The 20,815-nt window shown below is 71.6% G+C and carries 20 protein-coding genes; 13 read left to right on the plus strand and 7 right to left on the minus strand.

Features of this window, described 5'->3' with window-relative positions:
• Positions 1 to 111: 111 nt before the first annotated feature.
• From pheS to K1J60_RS36400, 5 genes are all read left to right on the plus strand, one after another.
• Entirely contained in the window at positions 112 to 1,233 is a 1,122-nt protein-coding gene (gene pheS, locus K1J60_RS36380; RefSeq protein ID WP_220649921.1) for a phenylalanine--tRNA ligase subunit alpha, read from the plus strand.
• The gene (pheT, locus tag K1J60_RS36385) at positions 1,233 to 3,755 is read left to right on the plus strand and encodes a phenylalanine--tRNA ligase subunit beta (RefSeq protein ID WP_220649922.1); all 2,523 of its coding nucleotides are present in this window, start codon (positions 1,233 to 1,235) and stop codon (positions 3,753 to 3,755) included. Before pheS ends, pheT begins: the two co-directional genes overlap by 1 nt.
• Positions 3,756 to 4,026: 271 nt before the next feature.
• Entirely contained in the window at positions 4,027 to 4,941 is a 915-nt protein-coding gene (locus tag K1J60_RS36390) for a PP2C family protein-serine/threonine phosphatase (RefSeq protein WP_317619737.1), read from the plus strand.
• Positions 4,942 to 5,168: 227 nt separating this feature from the next.
• On the plus strand, positions 5,169 to 6,509 hold the full coding sequence (locus K1J60_RS36395; RefSeq protein WP_033531713.1) for a hypothetical protein: 1,341 nt from the start codon (positions 5,169 to 5,171) through the stop codon (positions 6,507 to 6,509).
• Positions 6,510 to 6,607: 98 nt separating this feature from the next.
• The gene (locus K1J60_RS36400) at positions 6,608 to 7,153 is read left to right on the plus strand and encodes an NUDIX domain-containing protein (RefSeq protein ID WP_220649924.1); all 546 of its coding nucleotides are present in this window, start codon (positions 6,608 to 6,610) and stop codon (positions 7,151 to 7,153) included.
• A gap of 27 nt (positions 7,154 to 7,180) precedes the next feature.
• Here the strand turns inward: K1J60_RS36400 and K1J60_RS36405 are convergent, their stop codons facing one another.
• A complete protein-coding gene (locus tag K1J60_RS36405) occupies positions 7,181 to 7,438 on the minus strand; it encodes a hypothetical protein (protein WP_046916210.1) in 258 nt (85 codons plus the stop codon).
• Positions 7,439 to 7,643: 205 nt separating this feature from the next.
• Positions 7,644 to 8,519 (minus strand): 3-hydroxybutyryl-CoA dehydrogenase, encoded by an 876-nt coding sequence (locus K1J60_RS36410; RefSeq protein WP_220649925.1) that lies wholly within the window; start codon positions 8,517 to 8,519, stop codon positions 7,644 to 7,646.
• Positions 8,520 to 8,696: 177 nt separating this feature from the next.
• On the opposite strand from K1J60_RS36410, the gene K1J60_RS36415 reads away from it, so the two are divergent.
• A complete protein-coding gene (locus K1J60_RS36415) occupies positions 8,697 to 9,971 on the plus strand; it encodes a glycoside hydrolase family 10 protein (protein WP_259408070.1) in 1,275 nt (424 codons plus the stop codon).
• Positions 9,972 to 10,011: 40 nt separating this feature from the next.
• Here the strand turns inward: K1J60_RS36415 and K1J60_RS36420 are convergent, their stop codons facing one another.
• Both K1J60_RS36420 and K1J60_RS36425 read right to left on the minus strand, forming a co-directional pair.
• Entirely contained in the window at positions 10,012 to 10,206 is a 195-nt protein-coding gene (locus K1J60_RS36420; RefSeq protein WP_220649926.1) for a DUF1918 domain-containing protein, read from the minus strand.
• 47 nt (positions 10,207 to 10,253) lie between these two features.
• Complete coding sequence (locus K1J60_RS36425; protein ID WP_220649927.1) at positions 10,254 to 11,330, minus strand: DMT family transporter; 1,077 nt, start codon at positions 11,328 to 11,330, stop codon at positions 10,254 to 10,256.
• On the opposite strand from K1J60_RS36425, the gene K1J60_RS36430 reads away from it, so the two are divergent.
• The 3 genes from K1J60_RS36430 to K1J60_RS36440 all read left to right on the plus strand — a co-directional run bounded on the left by K1J60_RS36430 (position 11,329) and on the right by K1J60_RS36440 (position 13,917).
• Entirely contained in the window at positions 11,329 to 12,795 is a 1,467-nt protein-coding gene (locus K1J60_RS36430; RefSeq protein ID WP_220649928.1) for an aminotransferase-like domain-containing protein, read from the plus strand. The two genes, K1J60_RS36425 and K1J60_RS36430, sit on opposite strands and share 2 nt — an antisense overlap.
• Complete coding sequence (locus tag K1J60_RS36435) at positions 12,792 to 13,235, plus strand: GNAT family N-acetyltransferase (protein WP_220649929.1); 444 nt, start codon at positions 12,792 to 12,794, stop codon at positions 13,233 to 13,235. Before K1J60_RS36430 ends, K1J60_RS36435 begins: the two co-directional genes overlap by 4 nt.
• 106 nt (positions 13,236 to 13,341) lie before the next feature.
• Complete coding sequence (locus K1J60_RS36440) at positions 13,342 to 13,917, plus strand: histidine phosphatase family protein (RefSeq protein ID WP_220649930.1); 576 nt, start codon at positions 13,342 to 13,344, stop codon at positions 13,915 to 13,917.
• Here K1J60_RS36440 and K1J60_RS36445 read toward each other — a convergent pair.
• Entirely contained in the window at positions 13,862 to 14,377 is a 516-nt protein-coding gene (locus K1J60_RS36445; protein ID WP_220649931.1) for a DUF6314 family protein, read from the minus strand. The genes K1J60_RS36440 and K1J60_RS36445 overlap by 56 nt on opposite strands.
• Before the next feature lie 189 nt (positions 14,378 to 14,566).
• On the opposite strand from K1J60_RS36445, the gene K1J60_RS36450 reads away from it, so the two are divergent.
• Positions 14,567 to 17,050, plus strand: a complete 2,484-nt coding sequence (locus K1J60_RS36450) for an alpha-L-arabinofuranosidase C-terminal domain-containing protein (RefSeq protein ID WP_220649932.1) — start codon at positions 14,567 to 14,569, stop codon at positions 17,048 to 17,050.
• 127 nt (positions 17,051 to 17,177) lie between these two features.
• Here K1J60_RS36450 and K1J60_RS36455 read toward each other — a convergent pair whose 3' ends face one another.
• Positions 17,178 to 17,945, minus strand: a complete 768-nt coding sequence (locus tag K1J60_RS36455) for a LysR family substrate-binding domain-containing protein (protein ID WP_220649933.1) — start codon at positions 17,943 to 17,945, stop codon at positions 17,178 to 17,180.
• Positions 17,946 to 18,040: 95 nt separating this feature from the next.
• Here K1J60_RS36455 and K1J60_RS36460 point away from each other — a divergent pair, with 95 nt between their 5' ends.
• Together K1J60_RS36460 and K1J60_RS36465 are read left to right on the plus strand one after the other, a co-directional pair.
• Positions 18,041 to 18,442 carry a DUF5997 family protein gene (locus tag K1J60_RS36460; RefSeq protein WP_220649934.1) on the plus strand — a complete coding sequence of 134 codons (402 nt, stop codon included), beginning with the start codon at positions 18,041 to 18,043 and terminating at the stop codon, positions 18,440 to 18,442.
• A 97-nt stretch (positions 18,443 to 18,539) separates the two neighbouring features.
• A complete protein-coding gene (locus K1J60_RS36465) occupies positions 18,540 to 18,791 on the plus strand; it encodes a hypothetical protein (RefSeq protein ID WP_398683813.1) in 252 nt (83 codons plus the stop codon).
• A gap of 54 nt (positions 18,792 to 18,845) precedes the next feature.
• Here the strand turns inward: K1J60_RS36465 and K1J60_RS36470 are convergent, their stop codons facing one another.
• Positions 18,846 to 19,586, minus strand: coding sequence for a VOC family protein (locus K1J60_RS36470; RefSeq protein ID WP_220649935.1), 741 nt, complete (start codon positions 19,584 to 19,586; stop codon positions 18,846 to 18,848).
• A gap of 110 nt (positions 19,587 to 19,696) precedes the next feature.
• Here K1J60_RS36470 and argC point away from each other — a divergent pair, with 110 nt between their 5' ends.
• Positions 19,697 to 20,725: an N-acetyl-gamma-glutamyl-phosphate reductase gene (gene argC, locus K1J60_RS36475; protein ID WP_220649936.1), complete on the plus strand. Its 1,029-nt coding sequence runs from the start codon at positions 19,697 to 19,699 to the stop codon at positions 20,723 to 20,725.
• Positions 20,726 to 20,815: the final 90 nt, after the last annotated feature.

Here is a 20,815-nt window from a genome sequence, read left to right on the forward strand (position 1 = left end):
TCCACCCCGTTAGACTCGGCCTTTGGCACCTTTGTGTCCCAAAAACCGTGACGATCTGTCCACGAGTCGGTACGGGGACCATCCGCCAGCCAATCGGAAGCACGGGAAGAGATGTCGGCACCGAATAAGTCGTACGACCCTGTAGAGGTCGAGGCCTTGAAACCGGAAGAGATCGAGCGCATGCGGGACGAGGCGCTCGCCGCCTTCGCCGCCGCGGACTCCCTCGACGCGCTCCAGGAGGCCAAGGTCGCCCACACCGGGGGCACCTCCCCGCTGGCCCTCGCCAACCGCGAGATCGGCGCGCTGCCGCCGCAGGCCAAGGCCGCCGCCGGCAAGCTCGTCGGCCAGGCCCGGGGCGCGGTGAACAAGGGCCTCGCCGCCCGCCAGAGCGAGCTGGAGGCCGAGCGCGACGCCCGGGTGCTGGTCGAGGAGGCGGTGGACGTCACGCTGCCCTACGACCGCGTACCGGCCGGCGCCCGCCACCCGCTCACCACGCTGTCGGAGCGCATCGAGGACATCTTCGTGGCCATGGGCTACGAGGTCGCCGAGGGCCCCCAGGTCGAGGCCGAGTGGTTCAACTTCGACGCCCTCAACATCGGCCCGGACCACCCGGCCCGGGGCGAGGCCGACACCTTCTTCGTGCAGGGCCCCGAGGGCGGCACCGAGTCCGGCGTGGTCCTGCGCACCCACACCTCGCCCGTGCAGATCCGCTCCCTGCTCGACCGTGAGCTGCCGGTGTACGTGATCTGTCCCGGCCGCGTGTACCGCACCGACGAGCTGGACGCCACGCACACCCCGGTCTTCCACCAGGTCGAGCTGCTCGCCGTGGACGAGGGCCTGACCATGGCCGACCTCAAGGGCACCCTCGACCACATGGTCCAGTCGCTGTTCGGCGAGGGCATGAAGACCCGGCTCCGGCCGAACTTCTTCCCGTTCACCGAGCCGTCCGCAGAGATGGACATGCTCTGCTACGTCTGCAAGGGCGCCTCCGTCGGCAACCCCGACCGCCCCTGCCGGACCTGCTCCAGCGAGGGCTGGATCGAGCTCGGCGGCTGCGGCATGGTCAACCCGCGGGTGCTCACCGCCTGCGGTGTCGACCCCGAGAAGTACAGCGGATTCGCCTTCGGGTTCGGCATCGAGCGGATGCTGATGTTCCGCCACAACGTCGAAGACATGCGAGACATGGTCGAGGGTGACGTCCGGTTCACCCGGCCGTTCGGGATGGAGATCTGATGCGGGTCCCGCTTTCCTGGCTGCGGGAGTACGTCGACCTGCCGGCCACCGAGACAGGTCGTGACGTCCAGGCCAAGCTCATCTCGGCCGGCCTGGAGGTCGAGACGGTCGAGCAGCTCGGCGACGGCCTCAAGGGCCCCCTCGTCGTCGGTCAGGTGCTGACCATCGAGGAGCTGACGGAGTTCAAGAAGCCCATCCGCTTCTGCACCGTCGACGTCGGCACCGCCAACGGCACCGGCGAGCCCCAGGAGATCGTCTGCGGCGCACGCAACTTCGCCGTCGGCGACAAGGTCGTCGTGGTCCTCCCGGGCGCCGAACTGCCCGGCGGCTTCGCGATCTCGGCCCGCAAGACCTACGGCCGCAACTCGCACGGCATGATCTGCTCCAGCGACGAGCTGGGCATGGGCGACGACGGCACCAAGGGCATCATCGTGCTGCCGCCGGAGACCGAGGTCGGCAAGGACGCGATCGAGCTCCTGGAGCTGGTCGACGAGGTGCTCGACATCGCCGTCACACCGGACCGCGGCTACTGCCTGTCGATCCGCGGCGTCGCCCGCGAGACCGCCATCGCCTACGGTCTGCCGCTGCGCGACCCGGCACTCCTCGACGTCCCTGGCCCGAACGCGTTCGGCCACCCCGTCCAGGTGTCCGACCCGCTCGGCTGCGACCGCTTCACGGCCCGCACCGTCACCGGTCTCGACCCCGAGGCGCGCTCCCCGATCTGGCTCAAGCGCCGGCTGCAGAAGGTCGGCATGCGTCCGATCTCCCTCGCCGTCGACATCACCAACTACGTGATGATGGAGCTCGGCCAGCCCCTGCACGCCTACGACCGCTCCCTCGTCCAGGGCACGATCGGCGTCCGCCGGGCCGAGGAGGGCGAGAAGATCGTCACCCTCGACGGCACCACCCGCACCCTGCACGCCGAGGACCTGGTCATCACCGACGAGCGCGGCCCCATCGGCCTCGCCGGTGTCATGGGCGGCGCCAACACCGAGATCGCCGACCACGACGCCACCGAGAACGGTGGGAACGCCTCCACCGACGTCGTCATCGAGGCCGCCCACTTCGACCAGGTCGCCATCGCGCGCACGGCCCGCCGGCACAAGCTGTCGTCGGAGGCGTCGCGTCGCTTCGAGCGCGGCGTCGACCCGCTGGCCGCGGCCGCCGCCGCCCAGCGCACCGTGGACCTGCTCGTGCTCCTCGCGGGCGGCACCGCCGACGCGGGCGTCACCGAGGTGATCGCCCCGTCCGCACCCCGCACGATCACGATCCCGGCGGACCACCCGGACAAGGTCGCGGGCGTCGAGTACGGCCGCGAGACCGTCGTACGCCGCCTCCAGGAGGTCGGCTGCGACGTCTACGGTCAGGACGAGCTGATCGTCACCGTGCCGTCCTGGCGCCCCGACCTCACCGACCCGAACGATCTGGCGGAGGAGGTCATCCGCCTGGAGGGCTACGAGAACCTGCCCTCCACGCTGCCCAAGCCCCCGGCCGGGCGCGGCCTCACCCAGCGGCAGCGGCTGCACCGCCGGGTCGGGCGGGCGCTGGCCGGTGCCGGATACGTCGAGGCACCCAACTACCCCTTCACCGGCGAGCAGGTCTTCGACCAGCTCGGTCTGGAGGCGGACGACCCGGCCCGCCGCGTCGTCAAGCTCACCAACCCGCTCAACGACGAGGAGCCCGCGCTGCGCACCTCGCTGCTGCCGGGGCTGCTGGGCGCGCTGCGGCGCAACGACGGCCGGGGCACGCACGACCTCGCCCTGTTCGAGACCGGCCTGGTCTTCCTCCCCCGGGAGGAGCAGCGCGTCGCCGTCGCGCTGCCGGTCGACCGCCGGCCCACCGACGAGGAGATCGCGACGCTGAACGCCGCGCTGCCCGAGCAGCCGCGCCACGTCGCCGTCGTCGTCGCCGGAGCCCGTGAGCAGGCCGGCTGGTGGGGCAAGGGCCGCCCGGCCGACTGGGCCGACACCGTCGAGGCCGGTCGCGCGGTCGCCCGCGAGGCCGGTGCCGAACTGGTCGTCCGCAAGGGCCAGTACGGCCCCTGGCACCCCGGGCGCTGCGCCGAGTTCGTGGTCGTCGCCGACGGCACCGAGCGGGTCGTGGGCCACGCCGGTGAGCTGCACCCGCGCGTCCTCAAGGCGCTCGGGCTGCCGGCCCGGACCGCCGCGATGGAGATCGACCTGGACGCCCTGGAGCAGGTGGGGGACAGCACCCCGCAGGCGCCGAGCATCTCCACGTTCCCCGTCGCCACGCAGGACGTCGCGCTCGTCGTCGACGCGTTCGTGCCGCACGCCGACGTGGAGGCCGCGCTGCGTGAGGGCGCGGGTGAACTCCTGGAGGGCATCCGGCTGTTCGACGTGTACGAGAACGCGGAGCAGTTGGGCGACGGGCGGAAGTCGCTGGCGTACGCGCTGCGCTTCCGGGCCGCGGATCGCACGCTGACCGTGGACGAGGCGTCGGCGGCCCGGGACGCGGCGGTCGCCCTCGCGGGCGAGCGCACGGGAGCGGTGCTGCGTAGTTAGGGCGCCCAGGGGCATGGGGGCACGGGGGCCAGCCCCCGTGCCCCCGTCGCTTTCCCGCGTCACCTCACTCATTCGGGTGACAAATGTGGGTGATCGCCTCCATCCGGCCGTCCGGTGGACAGAATCGGACCGGCCTTTCTGGGCCTAACGCGCTGTCCGGGCCTGATGGGGGGCCAACGGCATGATTCGAGTCAGGGCTGGGCTTCCTCGCCGGACATGGTCCCGGGGGCGAGGGCTGTTCGGCCGGCGGTCCGTCCGTGCCGGTGCCCGGATGGTCGGAGGCGTCGTGTGCCTCGCGGTCGGCACGGGGCTGATGCTGCACGTCAGGCAGGTGATGCTGCGGGAAGTGCGGCAGGCGCGCGCGGTCGCGGGCGCCGTGCGGAGCGTGCTGCTCAGGCCGCTGCCCGCTCGGATCGACGGGCTCGCCACCGCCGCCGCCCAGCTCTCCGCAGACCGGGGTACGACCGTCGGCGGCGACCTGTACGAGGTGATCGCCACCGAGCACGGTGTACGGGTGGTGATGGGCGACGTACGCGGGCACGGTATCGCCGCGATCGGGACCGTCGCCGCCGTCCTCGGCAGCTTCCGTGAGGCCGTCCACGACGAGGCCGAACTCGTCGGCGTCCTGGCCCGTCTCGACCGTGCCCTCGCCCGCCATCTGCGGGACCGCGCCCGCACCGAGGTCACCGAGGACTTCGTCACCGTCCTCCTGCTGGAGATCACCCCCGACGGCGAACTCCACGCCCTGAACTGCGGCCATCCCTGGCCCTATCTGCTCAGTGGCGGCCGAGTGTCACCCGTCACCCGCGCCGACCCCCTGCCCCCGCTCGGCCTCTTCCCGCTGCCCGCGGAACTGCCGGTCACGGCCTGCGGCCAACTCCTCCCGGGCGAGGCCCTGTTCCTGCACACGGACGGGGTGGAGGACGCGAGGGACAGCCAGGGTCGGTTCTTTCCTCTGGGCATCGCACTGGCGGCGGCCGTACGGGGCCGCCCCATCTCCCCCCATTCCGTCCTGCGGGCCGTCTTCACCCAGCTCCTCCGCCACACGGGAGGAAGGCCCAAGGACGACGTCGCCATACTGGTACTCCGCAATGAGCGTCCACTTGTTCTCAGGGGCGCGGGGAACGGCACCACCGGCCACGACCTGCCCGCGGTCGGCAAGCCGCCTGTCGCCCCTACCCGCTAGTGCCTGTCGCGGCACCAGGCGCCCCGGCCGCGCCCGGACGGGCCACCGCACTGTACGAGGGGGAGCCGGCGGCCCGTCGGCCTCTTGGCGAGGGATGTCAGTCAACCTGTCCGAAACTCTCTGCGACAGCGCGCACACAGCCCGAATTCGGGCGTTCCCATCACACCCCGTGTGAAGAGGGAGGCGCTACGCTGCGATTCGCCGGCACCGAGCCTCCGGAGGGCCCCATGCAGCCCAACACCCTGCTCGACGCGATCCTCGACGAGGCCGGTATCTCCCACGCCGGTCTCGCCGCCCACGTCAACCAGGCGGGACGGGCCCGGGGGCTGGCGCTGAGATACGAACACACCGCCGTGGCACGGTGGTTGAAGGGACAGCGGCCGCGCGGACAGGTGCCCGACCTGATCTGCGAGGTGCTCGCCGGGCGGCTGCGCCGGACCGTCACCCTCGACGACATCGGGCTCGGCGTGCCGGGTGAGGCCGCCTCCCCGCACGGTGCCGGGCTCTCCGGCTTCGTGGAGCGCGCCACCGCCCTGTGGCGCTCCGACGAACAACAGCGCCCCCACGTCCTCGGCGCCCCCGCCGTCACCGGGACGCCCGCCGTGATGCCCGTCTGGGAGTGGGAGAACCCGCCGGAGGACGTCGACGTCTCCCGGGGCGGACGGCACCGCGTCAGCATGGCCGACATCGAAATGCTGCGCGCGGCCCGGACACACTACGAGCAGATGTACCGCAAGGCCGGCGGCGTCGCCACCCGCACCCGGATCGTCGGGTTCCTCAACGCCGAGGCCGCGCCGCTGCTTCGGGGCAGTTACACCGACGCCACCGGCCGCCAACTGCACCGGGCCACAGGCGGGTTGGTCGCGATCGCCGGGATCTGCGCGTACGACTCCGACGCCCACGGCCTCGCCCAGCGCTACTTCCACCAGGCGCTGCGGCTGGCCAAGGCCAGTGGGGACCGGGGGCTGGGGGCGTATGTGATCGCGCTCCTCGTCAACCAGTCGCTGTTCATGCGGGAGCACCGCCAGGCCGTCGCCTTCGCCGAGGCGGCGCTGCGCACGGCCGGCCCGCACATCACCCCGGCGCTCGCCTCCGACCTGTACGCGATGCAGGCGAAGGCGTACGCGCACCTGGGCGACGGCACGAGCGCGCTGTCCTGCATCCGGCGGGCGGAGCAGGCCGCCGAGCGCATCCGGCGCGGGTACGAACCCGATGAGACCGGCTATGTCCAACCCGGCCTGGTGAACGTACAGGTGGCGGAGGCGCTGCTCAGCCTCGGTGACCTGACGGCCGCGGCGGAGCACGCCACGGCGGCCGTCGACACCCCGGCGCACGACCGGGGGCGGGTGCACCGGCTCGCGATGCTCAGCCAGATCGAACTGCGGCAGGGCAACGCGGACAAGGCGGTGGCCACGGCCGTCGAAATGGCCGAGCGGGCGCGCGGAATGGAGTCCATGCGCCTGCGTGACAGATTGCGGGCGGTACGCGAACACCTCGTGCGCAGCGACTGCGCGGGCACGTCCGAGGCCGCCGAACTCATCGACGGGGCACTGCGCGTACCGCTCTGACGCCGTCCCGGGGGCGCGGCCGTGCACCGGCTGTGCGCCTGCTGTCACCAAGCTCCTGCTGCGATATTGCCACTTACTCGGCGGAAGGTGGCAGAACCGTGCAGTGGACGAAACAGAGCGAACAAATCGTGTACTCGAACCGCTGGTTCAGCGTCAATCTCGCGGATGTGGCGTTGCCGGACGGGCGGCACCTCGATCACTTCCTGATACGGCTGCGGCCTGTCGCCGTGGCCACCGTGGTCAACGAGGCGAACGAGGTGCTGCTCCTGTGGCGGCACCGCTTCATCACCGACAGCTGGGGCTGGGAGCTCGCGGCGGGCGTCGTCGAGGACGGCGAAGCCATCGCCGAGGCGGCCGCCCGCGAACTGGAGGAGGAGACCGGATGGCGGCCGGGACCCCTGCACCACCTGATGAGCGTCGAGCCCTCCAACGGGCTCACCGACGCCCGGCACCACGTGTACTGGGCCGACGAGGGCGCGTATGTCGGTCACCCCGTGGACGACTTCGAGTCGGACCGTCGGGAATGGGTTCCCCTCAAGCTCGTCCCCGACATGGTCGCCCGCGGCGAGGTCCCGGCCGCCACCATGGCGGCCGCCCTGCTCCTGCTGCACCATCTCCGGCTCGGACAGGACACCAAGCCGTGAATCCCCCGCCGTGTCCCGCCCTGGAGGCTAGCGGCCCAGCGCCTGCCAGACGGACACCACCAGGGCGCCCAGGGCCGTGAGGGCCGCCACCGCGGGCAGCGGCCAACGGGCGTGCTCCAGGGTGACGACCCGCGTGTTGAGGTCGTCGAGTTCCTTGGCGCTCTGTTCGGCGCGGTGGCTCAGCAGGGTCAGCCCTCCTTCGACGCGGGTGTGCGCCACATCCAGGCGGCGACGTAACTCTGCGAGTTCGCCGTGGTGCACCGGATGCTCGGGGTCGATGGCCACGAGTCCGCTCCTTTCTGTAGTCATCCCATCCCTTGCACGCGCACCTGAAGTCAACTCGCCTGGTGGGCGCGTGGGGAGAGTGTGCGGACGGCATATGCGTGTCCGCCGCGCACACGGTGTGTGAATACGACGGGCCCGGCACCCGATGGGGTGCCGGGCCCGTGCGCGAAAGGGAACTGACCGTGCGTAGTCGGACTGTCGGGGATCAGGCGTACGCGTAGAAGCCCGAACCCGTCTTCCGGCCGAGCCGCCCCGCGTCCACCATGCGCTGGAGCAGCGGGGGAGCGGCGTACAGCGGCTCCTTGTACTCCTCGTACATCGAATTGGCGATCGAGACGATGGTGTCCAGGCCGATCAGATCGGAGAGCCTCAGCGGACCCATCGGGTGGGCACAGCCCAGCTCCATGCCGTTGTCGATGTCCTCGCGGCCCGCGATGCCCGACTCGAACATCCGGATCGCGGAGAGCAGATACGGCACCAGCAGCGCGTTGACGACGAAGCCCGAGCGGTCCTGGGCCCGCACGGAGTGTTTGCCGAGCACCTTCTCGGCGAACAGCTGCGCCCGGCTGAGCGTGCCCTCGGAGGTGGTCAGCGCCGGGATCAGCTCGACGAGCTTCTGCACCGGGGCCGGGTTGAAGAAGTGGATGCCGATGACATGGTCCGGCCGCGAGGTGGCGACCGCGAGCTTCACCAGCGGGATCGAGGAGGTGTTGGAGGCGAGGATCGCGTCCGGGCGGGTCACCACCTGGTCGAGCACCTGGAAGATCTCCGTCTTCACCTGCTCGTTCTCCACGACCGCCTCGATGACGAGGTCACGGTCGGCGAACTCGCCGAGATCGGTGGTGAAGCTCAGGCGCGCCTGGGTCCCGTCCCGCTCCGCCTCGGTGATCTTGCCGCGCTCGGCGGCCTTGGACAGGGAGTTGAACAGCCGGGTGCGGCCGATCTCCAGGGCTTCGCCGGTGGTCTCGGCGACCTTGACGTCCAGTCCGGCGCGGGCGCACACCTCGGCGATGCCCGCTCCCATCTGGCCGCAGCCCACGACTCCGACGCGTGCAATGTCTCCCGCCGGGATGTCCGTCACATCGTCCCTTTCACTGGGTTTCGTGCCTGGCAGATACCCCTGGTGGAGGCCTGCGCCAAACCTGCACGTTACCCGCGACGCCTACTGATCAGTATCCCGGGTGCCCCATGGAAGGCTGGCCTGGAACGGTCCGCGCGCGGGCGGACAGGTGGGACGCGGTAGGCGGAGGTAATGAGGATGCATCGCAAGCCACGGATGTCACGGCGGGCCTTCTGGGCGACCGCGGCGGCGACCCTGGTGGCGGCGGGAGGCGTGGCGGCGGGCACCGCCATCGCCGGCGGCGAACCGAGCCCGCGCCGCAGGGCGGGGGAGGGTGAGCTGCGCGGCATGTGGCTGGCCACCGTCGTCAATCGGGACTGGCCCTCGAAGTCCGGCCTGACCGCTGCCGAACAGCGTGCCGAACTCCTCGCTCACCTCGACACCGCCGTGGACCGTCGCCTCAACGCGGTGATCTTCCAGGTTCGCCCCAGCGCCGACGCCCTCTGGCCCTCCCCGTACGAGCCCTGGTCGCAGTACCTCACCGGCACCCAGGGCAAGGACCCCGGCTGGGACCCGCTGGGCACGGCCGTCGAGGAGGCGCACGCCCGGGGGCTCGAACTGCACGCCTGGTTCAACCCGTACCGGGTCGCGGTCCACGCCGACCCGAGCCGGCTGGTCGCTTCCCATCCGGCCCGGCAGAGCCCCGACTGGGTCGTCCCCTACGGCGGCAAGCTCTACTACAACCCCGGCATCCCCGCCGTCCGCGCCTTCGTGGAGAAGGCCATGCTCGACGCCGTCCGCAGGTACGCCGTGGACGCCGTGCACTTCGACGACTACTTCTACCCGTACCCGGTGGCCGGCCAGGTCTTCGACGACGACGCGGCCTTCGACCGGTACGGCGCGAGCTTCCCCAACCGGGCGGCCTGGCGGCGCGACAACATCGACCGGCTGGTGCGGGAGACGGCGGCCCAGATCAAGGCCATCCGCCCCGGCACCCAGTTCGGGATCAGCCCCTTCGGCGTGTGGCGCAACGCCGCGACCGACGAACTGGGCTCGGACACCCGGGCGGGCGTGCAGACCTACGACGACCTGCACGCGGACACCCGGAAATGGGTCCAGGAGAACTGGATCGACTACATCGTCCCGCAGCTGTACTGGAACATCGGCTTCAGCGCCGCCGACTACGCCAAGCTGGTGCCCTGGTGGGCGGAGACCGCCCGGGGCAGCGGGACGCGGCTGTACATCGGCGAGGCCCTCTACAAGGCGGGCGACCCGGCACAGCCCGCGGCCTGGCAGGACCCGGCGGAGCTGTCGGCGCACCTCACCCTCGCCCGCGACTTTCCCGAGGCACGCGGACATGTCTTCTTCTCGGCCAAGGAGGTCGGCCTCGACAAGATCGGCGCGATGGCACGCGTGGTCGCCGACCACTACCAGCGGCCGGCGGAACCACCGCGCCGACGGAACCGGGGGTGACGGAAGCGGGAGTGCCGGAACCGGTGTGCCGGGGCTGCCGCTACTCGTCGTCCCCGAGGTGACGGACGACGGTGTCGGGGCCCGGGGACATCAGCGCCTCGTGCCCGTCGTCGAACCTGACCTTGTAGGGTGGATTCCCGTTCTGGCCGAGCACCTCCAGGACCTCCGCGGTCCGGTCGTGGTGCCCGACGGTCCTGCCGTGCACCAACAGGGTGTCGCCTTTGGCTGCCTGCATCGGGGGCCTCCTCGTCTTGCACGGGAGTGGCGGTCCGTGACCTCAGTCTATTGCGGGGGGCGCCGGTCGGACCGGTCGCGTACGGGCTCTCGGGTGGACGAGCGCTGGGTGACCGCGATGCAGACCAGTACCGCGGCGGCCGTCAGGGGCGCGGCCGGGGTGAGCTGCTCACCGAGGAGCAGCACCGACCACACCAGTGTGAGCAGCGGCTGAGCAAGCTGCAACTGGCTGGCCTTCGGTATGCCGATGGCCGCCATGCCCCGGTACCAGACGACCAGCCCCAGGAACTGCGACCCGGCCGCCACCCACAGCAGACCGGCCACACTGTGCGCGGTCAGCCGCGCCGGCTCGTGCGCCAGGGCCAGCAGCGCGCCCGGCACGCTCAGCGGCAGACAGAACACCAGGGCCCAGCCGATGACCTGCCAGCCGGGCATCACCCGGGCCAGTCGGCCGCCCTCGGTGTAGCCGGCCGCGCACACCAGCAGGGCGCCGAAGAGACAGAGGTCGGCCGTGGTGAGGGAGCCGCCGCTCTGCGTCACGGTGAACGCGAGTACGGCGACGGCTCCGGCGACGGCGGCCGTCCAGAAGGCGCGCGAGGGGCGGGTGCCCATGCGCAGGGCCGAGAACAGGGCGGTCGTCAGCGGGAGCAGACCGACCACGACGGCGGCGTGCGCGGTGGTGGAGGTCTGGAGCGCGAGCGTGGTCAGCATCGGGAAACCCAGCACGACACCGGCTGCCACGACCGCGAGCCCCGCCCAGTGTGGACGGCCCGGCAGCGGCACCCGCAGGACCAGCAGACACACGCCCGCGATGACGGCGGCCAGGGCGCTGCGCACGGCCACCAGTGACCAGGGGCCGAAGCCCTCCAGGCCCCAGGCGGTGGCGGGGAAGGTGAGGGAGAAGGCGGTGACACCGAGCGCTGCCTGGAGCGTGCCGCCGACGCGGTGGCCGTGGCTGTGGCGGCGGCTGTAGCGGTGACGGCGCGGGAGCGCGGCGGGGGCGGCCTGACCGGCGACGGTGCCGGTGTCGGTGCCCGGGGTGGTCGGTCGCGGCTCGGTGTCCTGTGGCCGGTCGGTGTCCACCGCTACTGACGAACCGGCGATAGCGCTACTCTCTACTCTCATGCATGAGCGTAGCAGTGTCATGGAACTGGCGGAACAGCTGCGAAAGGAGCTTGACCGCTACTCCGTAGGTGGAAAGCTGCCGTCGAGCCGGGCCCTCGTCGAGCGATTCCGGGTGAGCCCGGTGACCGTGTCGCGGGCCCTCGCGCACCTGGCTGCGGAGGGGCTCGTGGTGACCCGGCCCGGGGCGGGCGCCTTCCGGGCCGCCCCGCGCCAGGGCGGTACGGCGCCGGTGGGGGACACCTCCTGGCAGGAGGTCGCGCTGAGTGCCGACGGCAGCGCCGAGCCGTCGCCCCGCACGGTGGACGCCTCCGGGGTGCTGGTCTCGCTCGCCTCTCCGCCGCCCGGTGTCATCGAGTTCAACGGCGGCTATCTCCACCCGTCGCTGCAGCCGGAGCAGGCGATGGGAGCCGCCCTGTCCAGGGCGGGGCGTCGGCCCGGGGTGTGGGCGAGGCCGCCGGTCGAGGGAGTGCCGGAGCTGCGCGAGTGGTTCGCGCGGAGCATCGGCGGAGCGATCACCGCGGCCGAGGTGATCGTCGCGGCGGGCGGGCAGTCCGCCCTGACCACCGCGCTGCGCGCCCTCGCGCCGCCCGGGGCGCCCGTGCTCGTCGAATCACCCACGTATCCCGGCATGCTGGCGATCGCCCGGGCGGCCGGGCTGCGGCCGGTGCCGGTGCCGGTGGACGCGGACGGGGTCAGACCCGCCCTCCTCGCCGACGCGTTCAAGGCGTCCGGCGCCCGGGTCTTCGTCTGTCAGCCGCTCTTCCAGAACCCCACCGGCGCGACCCTGTCGGTCGACCGCAGGGGCGAGGTGCTGCGGATCGCCCGCGAGGCGGGGGCGTTCGTCGTGGAGGACGACTTCGTACGCCGTCTCGTGCACGAGGACGCGGGGCCCCTGCCGCGGCCCCTGGCGGCCGGCGATCCCGACGGCGTGGTCGTGCACGTCTCCTCGCTGACCAAGGCGACCTCGCCCAGCTTCCGGGTGGGTGCCCTGGCCGCACGGGGCCCGGTCCTGGAGCGGCTGCGCGCCATCCAGGTCGTCGACACCTTCTTCGTGCCGCGCCCCCTTCAGGAGGCCGCCCTCGAGCTCGTCGGCTCGCCCGCCTGGCCCCGCCATCTCCGTTCGGTGTCAAGGGAGTTGAAGCTCCGGCGGGACGCGCTCACGTCCGGGCTGCGGTCGCGCCTCCCGCAACTCGCCCTGCCCCACGTCCCCTCCGGCGGCTACCACCTGTGGCTGCGTCTCCCCGACGGCACCGACGAGCCCGCCCTGGTCGCCGCCGCCCTCCGCGCCGGTGTCGCCGTCACTCCCGGCCGCCCCTACTTCAGCGCCGAACCCCCGGCCGGCCACCTGCGGTTGAGCTTCGCGGGGGTCGCGGGCGCGGGCGAGATCGCGGAAGGGGTGCGGCGTCTGGAGGAGGCTGTAAACGGTTCGACAGCGGGCGCCCGGCCTGCGAACGTCTCGCCATGAGCGACGAGTCGAACCCTGCAGCCCCGAAGGGCTACGAGATCTCCGCCGATCCCGGACGCATCGATGTCGGACGGGTCCACCACTGGCTGTCCACCGACGCCTACTGGGCCCTCGGCCGCGCCCGCGAGAAGCAGGAGAGCGCGATCCGGGGATCCCTCAACTTCGGGGCGTACGAGGTGGCTTCGGGGGAGCAGGTCGCCTACGCGCGGGTGGTGACCGACCGGGCCACGTTCGCCTGGCTGTGCGACGTGTACGTCGCTCCGTCGGCGCGCGGGAACGGGCTCGGCACCGCGCTGGTCGCGGCCGTGCGTGAGCACCTGCGGTCGTACGGGCTGCGGCGCGTCCTGCTCGCCACGCACGACGCGCACGGCGTCTACGCGAAGCTCGGGTTCGAGCCGCTCGCCAAGCCCGACCAGTGGATGGCGCTGGTGTTCGACTGAGGGGCCGGGTGTGGCGGCGCGGGCCCGGAGCGCGGGACGGAGTACCCCGGGTAACTCCTGAGTAACGCCTCTTGACCTGCGCAGAACCCCGTTCCACCATCGCCGCATGCATCTTCGGGTCACGTTCGTCGCCGCCGCGCGCTGCTCCTCGCTGCTCGCGGAGCGTTTCGAGGACGACCGGCCGCTGGACCAGGCAGGCTGGGACGAAGTGCAGCGTGCCGCCCATGAGCTGGTGCCGCTGGCGGCGGCCGAGCTGCGCTACTGCTCGCCCACGCCCCGCAGCCGGGCCACCGGGGACGCCCTCGGCTACGCGCCGCTGGCCCAGCCCGCACTGCGGGACTGCGACATGGGCCGCTGGCGCGGTTTCACGCTGGGCGAGGCCATGGCGCGGGAGCCCTCGGCCGTGGACGCCTGGCTCGCCGACCCGCACGCCACCCCGCACGGCGGCGAGTCGCTGGTCGGCTTCATCTCCCGCATAGGCGGATGGCTCGAAACCCGTCCGCTGGGCGAGGGCGGCCGTGTCGTCGCGGTGGCCGAGCCGTCCGTGCTGCGCGCCGCCCTGGTCTACGCGCTGAAGGCTCCGCCGTCGTCGTACTGGAACATGGACATCCGTCCCCTGTCGACGGTCACGGTCGCCGGCCACGCGGGCCGCTGGAACCTGCGGTTGGGCGCGGCGCAGTAGGCCGAGGGGCGCCGGTCGGCGGGTCGCGGGTGTAGTCGGTGATCAGGAGCTGGTCCTTCGCGGGGCCGCCGACCCGCCAGATCGTCCGCCAGCGGGACTCGTCGTACACCTCGAACTCGCCCCGGTAGAGGTCGGCGACGCAGGGGTGGTCCGCGCGCCACCGGCCGGTGGTCAGATCCAGGTCGTGGAAGGCGCGGCCGTCGGCGAAACGGACGTCCGCCGTGCCGGGCGCCGCCCCCGGCAGGAAGCGCAGGGTGCGTTCGGCGGGGCGACGGACGCCCTGCCAGACGAAAGTTCCGGTTTCCCGGTGCAGCAGGCCGCCGTCGTCCAGCGGGCTGAAAAGGGTCGTCCCGGAGAACTCCCCCTGCGCGCCGTTCGCGAGATCCCGCACGGACCGCAGGACCCGCCACGCCCCGAAGAGGTGGGCGAGGACATCGGGAACTGGCAGGAAACCGCTCATCCGTCCTTCCTTTCCGAGACTTTCGGTGCTGCGCGACCCGTTGACGCTGTCTCGGTCACCTCCCTATCTTGCCGTTCGAAGTGTTGATCATTGTCCGGCATTTCGAACGCCCCAAGCGTGTCAAACACGCCATGCACGCCATGCAACTCCCTGCACCTCATGACCCCCACCCCGAGCCGCGGAGTATCCATGTCACGCAGTACCCGCACCCGTTGGAGACTCGGCCTCACCGCCACCGCCTTCCTGGTGGCCGCCGCATCCGTCCCGGCCCCCGCGCACGCCGAGGACGTCACCGACTACGCGATCACCGTCAACCCGGCCGCCAGGGGCGCGAAGATCGACGACACGATGTACGGCGTCTTCTTCGAGGACATCAACTGGGCCGCCGACGGCGGTCTGTACGCCGAACTCGTGCAGAACCGGTCCTTCGAGTACTCGACCGCCGACAACCGCGCCTACACCCCCCTCACCTCGTGGACCGTGGACGGCACCGCGCAGGTCGTGAACGACGCCGGCCGGCTCAACGAGCGCAACCGCAACTACCTCTCGCTGGGCGCCGGTTCAGCCGTCACCAATGCGGGCTACAACACCGGCGTCCACGTCGAGGAGGGCAAGAAATACGACTTCTCGGTGTGGGCCCGCGCCGACCGCCGCACCGCGCTGACCGTCACCCTCCAGGACGCCGACGGCACGCTCGCCGAGGCCCGGCGGGTGGCGGTCAAGGGGGGCTGGGCCAAGTACCGGGTCTCCTTCAAGGCGACGCGGACCAGCTCCGACGGCCGTCTGACCGTCGCCTCCGCCGACGCCGTCGCCCTCGACGAGGTGTCCCTGTTCCCGCGCGACACCTACAAGGGGCACCGGAACGGCCTGCGCAAGGACCTCGCCGAGAAGATCGCCGCATTGAAGCCGGGCTTCGTCCGCTTCCCGGGCGGCTGCCTCGTCAACACCGGCTCGATGCAGGACTACAGCGAGGCCTCCGGCTGGGAGCGCAAGCGCTCGTACCAGTGGAAGGACACCATCGGCCCGGTGGAGCAGCGCGCCACCAACGCCAACTTCTGGGGCTACAACCAGAGTTACGGCCTCGGCTACTACGAGTACTTCCAGTTCTCCGAGGACATCGGCGCCATGCCGCTGCCCGTGGTACCCGCCCTCGTCACCGGCTGCGGCCAGAACAAGGCCACCGACGACGAGGCCCTGCTCCAGCGGCACATCCAGGACACACTGGACCTCATCGAGTTCGCCAACGGGCCCGTGACCAGCACCTGGGGCAAGAAGCGGGCGCAGATGGGCCACCCGAAGCCCTTCCACCTCACCCACCTCGGCGTCGGCAACGAGGAGAACCTGCCGAACGAGTTCTTCGCCCGCTTCCAGAAGTTCCGGGCCGCCATCGAGGCGAAGTACCCGGACATCCAGGTGATCTCGAACTCCGGTCCCGACGACACCGGCGCCACGTTCGACACCGCCTGGAAGCTGAACCGCGAGGCCGACGTCGACATGGTCGACGAGCACTACTACAACAGCCCGCAGTGGTTCCTCCAGAACAACGACCGCTACGACTCCTACGACCGCGGCGGCCCGAAGGTCTTCCTCGGTGAGTACGCCTCCCAGGGCAACGCCTTCAAGAACGCGCTCTCCGAAGCCGCGTTCATGACAGGCCTGGAGCGCAACGCCGACATCGTGAAGCTGGCCTCCTACGCGCCGCTCCTCGCCAACGAGGACTACGTGCAGTGGCGCCCCGACATGATCTGGTTCAACAACCACGCGTCGTGGAACTCCGCCAGCTACGAGACGCAGAAGCTCTTCATGAACAACGTCGGCGACCGTGTGGTGCCCTCGACGGCCACCGGCACACCGGCGCTGACCGGACCGATCACCGGAGCCGTGGGTCTCTCCACCTGGGCCACGACGGCGGCGTACGACGATGTGTCGGTGACCTCGGCCGACGGCTCGTCCCTGTTCACCGACGACTTCGGCCAGGACGCGTCGAAGTGGAACCACACCGGTGCCGGCAGCTGGAGCGTCCAGGACGGACAGTACGTGCAGAGCGACGTGGCCGCCGAGAACACCATGGTCACGGCCGGTGACACCGCCTGGCACGACTACGACCTCAAGGTGAAGGCCACCAAGAAGTCCGGCAAGGAGGGCTTCCTCGTCGCCTTCGGCGTCAAGGACACCGGGAACTACTACTGGTGGAACCTCGGCGGCTGGAACAACACCACCAGCGCGGTCGAACAGGCCGTCGACGGCGGCAAGTCCTCGCTCATCTCCAAGCCGGGCACGATCGAGACCGGCCGTACGTACGACGTCGAGGTCAAGGTGCGCGGCCGGCAGGTGACCCTGCTGCTGGACGGCAAGGAGTGGGGGAGCTTCACCGACGACAAGCCGGCGGAGCCGTTCCGGCAGGTGGTGACGCGCGACGCGAAGACGGGCGACCTGATCCTGAAGGTCGTCAACGCGCAGGGCGTGGCCGCGCGTGCGGCGATCGACCTCGGGGGTGCGAAGGTGCGCTCCAAGGCACGCGTGACGACGCTGACGGCCGCGCCGGACGCGGTGAACACGGAGACGGATACGCCCGTGGCGCCGGTGAGGTCCACGTTCAGCGGGGTGGCAGAGGAGTTCGGCTACACGTTTCCCGCGAACTCCGTGACCTTCCTGAGGATCAAGAAGCGGTGACAGCGGGAGGCGCCTGGGCCTGGTGAGCCGGGTGCGCGTGTGCGGGGGCCGTTCGCGCCCACGCGGCTCAGCCGCGGATCGACGCCTCCCGCGCCCCCTGATCGGGCCCGCGGCCCGTCCAGGGCGTCTATGAGCGGCGGCGGGGCTTTCCGGTCCTGCCGCCGCTCTTGGCGTTCCTGCCGCCGGACGAGCCGCCTCGGGGACTGCGGGCGGTCGGCTTGCCCGTGCCGGGACGCTTGGGCTTCTGCTGCGGCTTCTTCTCCTCCGCGGGCTTGGCGCGGCCCCGTGAGCTGTTGACCGTGCGGCCCCGGACGATGCCGATGAAGTCCTCGACCATGTCGGTGGTCGCGTCCTGGGGCCAGGACAGGGCGACACGGGACTCGGGGGCGTCCGTGACCGGGCGGTAGGTGAGGTCCTTGCGGTGGTGGAGCCGGGCCAGCGACTGGGGGACGACGAGCAGTCCGATCCCGGCCGCCACCAGCTCGATCGCGTCCGCCGTGGTGGCGGGACGCTCGAACGCCGGTTCTCCCGGCGGGCGCTCCCAGCCGAGGGTGTCGTCCAGGGGATGCAGCACGACCTCGTCCGCGAGGTCCTCGGTGGTCACCTCGTCGACCGCCGCGACGACATGGTCCTTCGGGATCACGACCACCGTGGTCTCGGTGTAGAGGGGGATCGCGCTGAGGTCGGTGTCGTCCACCGGCAGCCGTACGAAACCGGCGTCGGCACCCCCCTCCCGCAGCACGCCGAACGCCTCGGCGGCGGACACCTGGAGGAGGGTCAGGGGGACGTCGGGCAACCGCTCGTTCCAGATCCGCACCCACTTGGTGGGCGTCACTCCCGGGACGTAGGCGAGCCGGAACGAAGGGAACGAGGGGGATGCTTCCGAGCCTGTCACGTGACCAGGCTAACGGGCGGGTGGACGGGCCCGGTCATCGCCGCCGAGCAGCTGAGTGGTCGGCGGTCGCGCAGGCGCTCGATACCCTTGACCTCATGACGTCGCACCAGACCACCCAGACCATGAAGCCCGCCACCGCGGCGAAGAAGCTGGGTGTGTACCTCCAGGCCACGCCCGCCGAGTTCCAGGAGGGCGTCGTCTCACGCGCCGAACTGAGCGCGCTCCAGACGAATCCGCCGACCTGGCTGGAGGAACTGCGCCGCAACGGCCCACACCCCCGCCCGGTGGTCGCCGAGAAGCTGGGCGTCTCCATCGCGGGGCTCGCGCGCGGTGGAGTGACCGAGGCCCTCACCACCGAGCAGATCGAGGCCCTGAAGCAGGAGAGCCCCGAGTGGCTGCGGAAGGAGCGCGCCACCCAGGCCGAGGTCCGCAAGGAGGGCGCCCGCATCAAGAAGCGCAACGCCGAGCGGGCGGCCAAGGCGGACGACAGGGCCTAGCGCCCCGGCGGGCCGACGTCGCCTGCCGGAGCACCGGCGGCCGCCGCCCTGCGGAAATCAGGAGCCGCGCGGCAGGGGCCCGGGGCAGGATGCCCGCGTGGATCCCCTCCTGTGCGGGCTCGCCGTCAATCCGGCCCTGCCCGCCGAGCTGGTCGACCGGCCCCTCGCCGCCCGCCACCCGGCGCTCCCGCCGACGGTCGTCGTCGAGCTGCTCTCGGACCCAGCCGACCCGGTGGCGGAGGCCGCGGCCGCCAACCCGTCCCTGCCGCTCGCCGTAATGGAGGAGCTGGCCGGGAGACCGACCGGTCGAGGTCCGGCGGCCCGACCTGTCCGGGGCCCCGGTGGGTGAGCGGTCAGGGCTCACAGCGTGGGACGGCGGTCCGGGGAGCCCGCGGGTCCCACGTCAGGAGGGCGCGAGGACGCAGAACTCGTGGCCCTCCGGGTCGGCCAGGCACGTCCACGGGACGTCGCCCTGGCCGAGGTCGAGGTCGGTTGCGCCGAGGGCGCGCAGCCGGGCCACCTCCGCCGCCTTGTCGTCACCGGCATACGGCAGCAGATCGAGATGGACGCGGTCCGGCGCGGTCACGGCGTCGGCCGAGCGGAGAAACTCCAGGTAGGGGCCGGTTCCCGTGGCCGAGCGCAGCACGGCCTGATCGTCGGTCACCTCGTGCAGGGCCCAGTCCACGGCCTCGCCCCAGAACCGGGCCATGGCCCGGGGATCCGCGCAGTCGACGACCACCGCGGCGATCGGCCCGGTGTCCCGGTAGATCTCCCGGGGCTCCAGCACACAGAACTCGTTGCCCTCGGGGTCGGCGAGGACGGTCCACGGCACGTCGCCCTGGCCCACGTCGGCGGGCGTCGCGCCGAGAGCCCTCAGCCGCGCGACCAGGTCCGCCCGATGCGCCTCGGAGGTGGTGGCGAGATCGAGATGCGTACGGTTCTTCGTGGCCGTCTTGCCCTCGGGGACGGGAACGACGTCGACGCCGACGACGACCGGGTCCGGCCAGACCAGGCCACCGGCGGGTCCGACGTACGTGGTCACGCCGGGGCTGTAGGCGGTCCAGCCGAGCGCCTCGGCCCAGAACCGGCCGACCCCCCCGGCGTCGAGAGCCTTGATGTTCACCTGAACAGGTCGCAGCGCCATGCCGGTGATCTTATGCGCTCGCTCCCGCCCGGCCTCGCGCGCGCGACAGAGGGAAGATTGCATAAACGTGCAGCGAAACGTATAGTCATGCCATCCAAGAGGAGGGTTCCATGGCGGTACGCGTGGCGGTGGCGGGAGCGAGTGGTTATGCGGGCGGCGAAGTGCTGCGCCTGCTGCTCGCCCACCCCGAGGTCGAGATCGGTGCACTGACCGGCAACTCCAACGCGGGCCAGCGTCTGGGCGCGCTGCAGCCGCACCTGCTGCCGCTGGCCGACCGGGTGCTCCAGGAGACGACCGCCGAGGTGCTGACAGGCCACGACGTGGTCTTCCTCGCGCTGCCGCACGGGCAGTCCGCGGCCGTGGCCGAGCAGCTCGGCCCCGAGGTGCTCGTGGTCGACATGGGCGCCGACTTCCGGCTCAAGGACGCGGCCGACTGGGAGCGGTTCTACGGCTCGCCCCACGCCGGTACCTGGCCCTACGGCCTCCCCGAACTACCGGGTGCCCGCGCCGCGCTGGAGGGGTCCAAGCGCATCGCGGTACCCGGTTGCTACCCCACCGCCGTCACGCTGGCCCTGTTCCCGGCCTACGCGGCGGGTCTCGCCGAGAACGAGGCCGTGATCGTCGCCGCGTCCGGCACCTCCGGCGCGGGCAAGGCGCCCAAGGCGCATCTGCTGGGCAGCGAGGTCATGGGGTCGATGACCCCGTACGGCGTCGGCGGCGGCCACCGGCACACACCCGAGGTGATGCAGAACCTCGGCGGCGTCGCGGGCGAGCCGGTCACCGTGTCCTTCACACCGACCCTCGCGCCGATGCCCCGCGGCATCCTCGCCACGTGCAGCGCGAAGGCGAGGCCCGGCGTCACCGCCGAGGCCGTGCGCGCCGCGTACGAGAAGGCCTTCGCCGACGAACCGTTCGTCCATCTGCTCCCCGAGGGACAGTGGCCGGCCACGGCGTCCGTCTACGGTTCCAACGCCGTTCAGGTGCAGGTCGCGTACGACGGGGCCGCGGGCCGCGTCATCGCGATCAGCGCCATCGACAACCTCACCAAGGGCACCGCCGGCGGCGCCCTCCAGAGCATGAACATCGCCCTCGGACTCCACGAGACGACGGGGCTTTCCACCATCGGAGTCGCACCGTGAGCGACGCACGCGCAGCCACCGGGCCGCAGACGACGATGGCCGCACCGCTGCGCTGGACGGGCGACAGCGACATCAGCCGCTTCGGCGGCG

This window comes from Streptomyces akebiae, from assembly GCF_019599145.1.
In the GTDB taxonomy this organism is placed as follows: Bacteria; Actinomycetota; Actinomycetes; order Streptomycetales; family Streptomycetaceae; genus Streptomyces; species Streptomyces akebiae.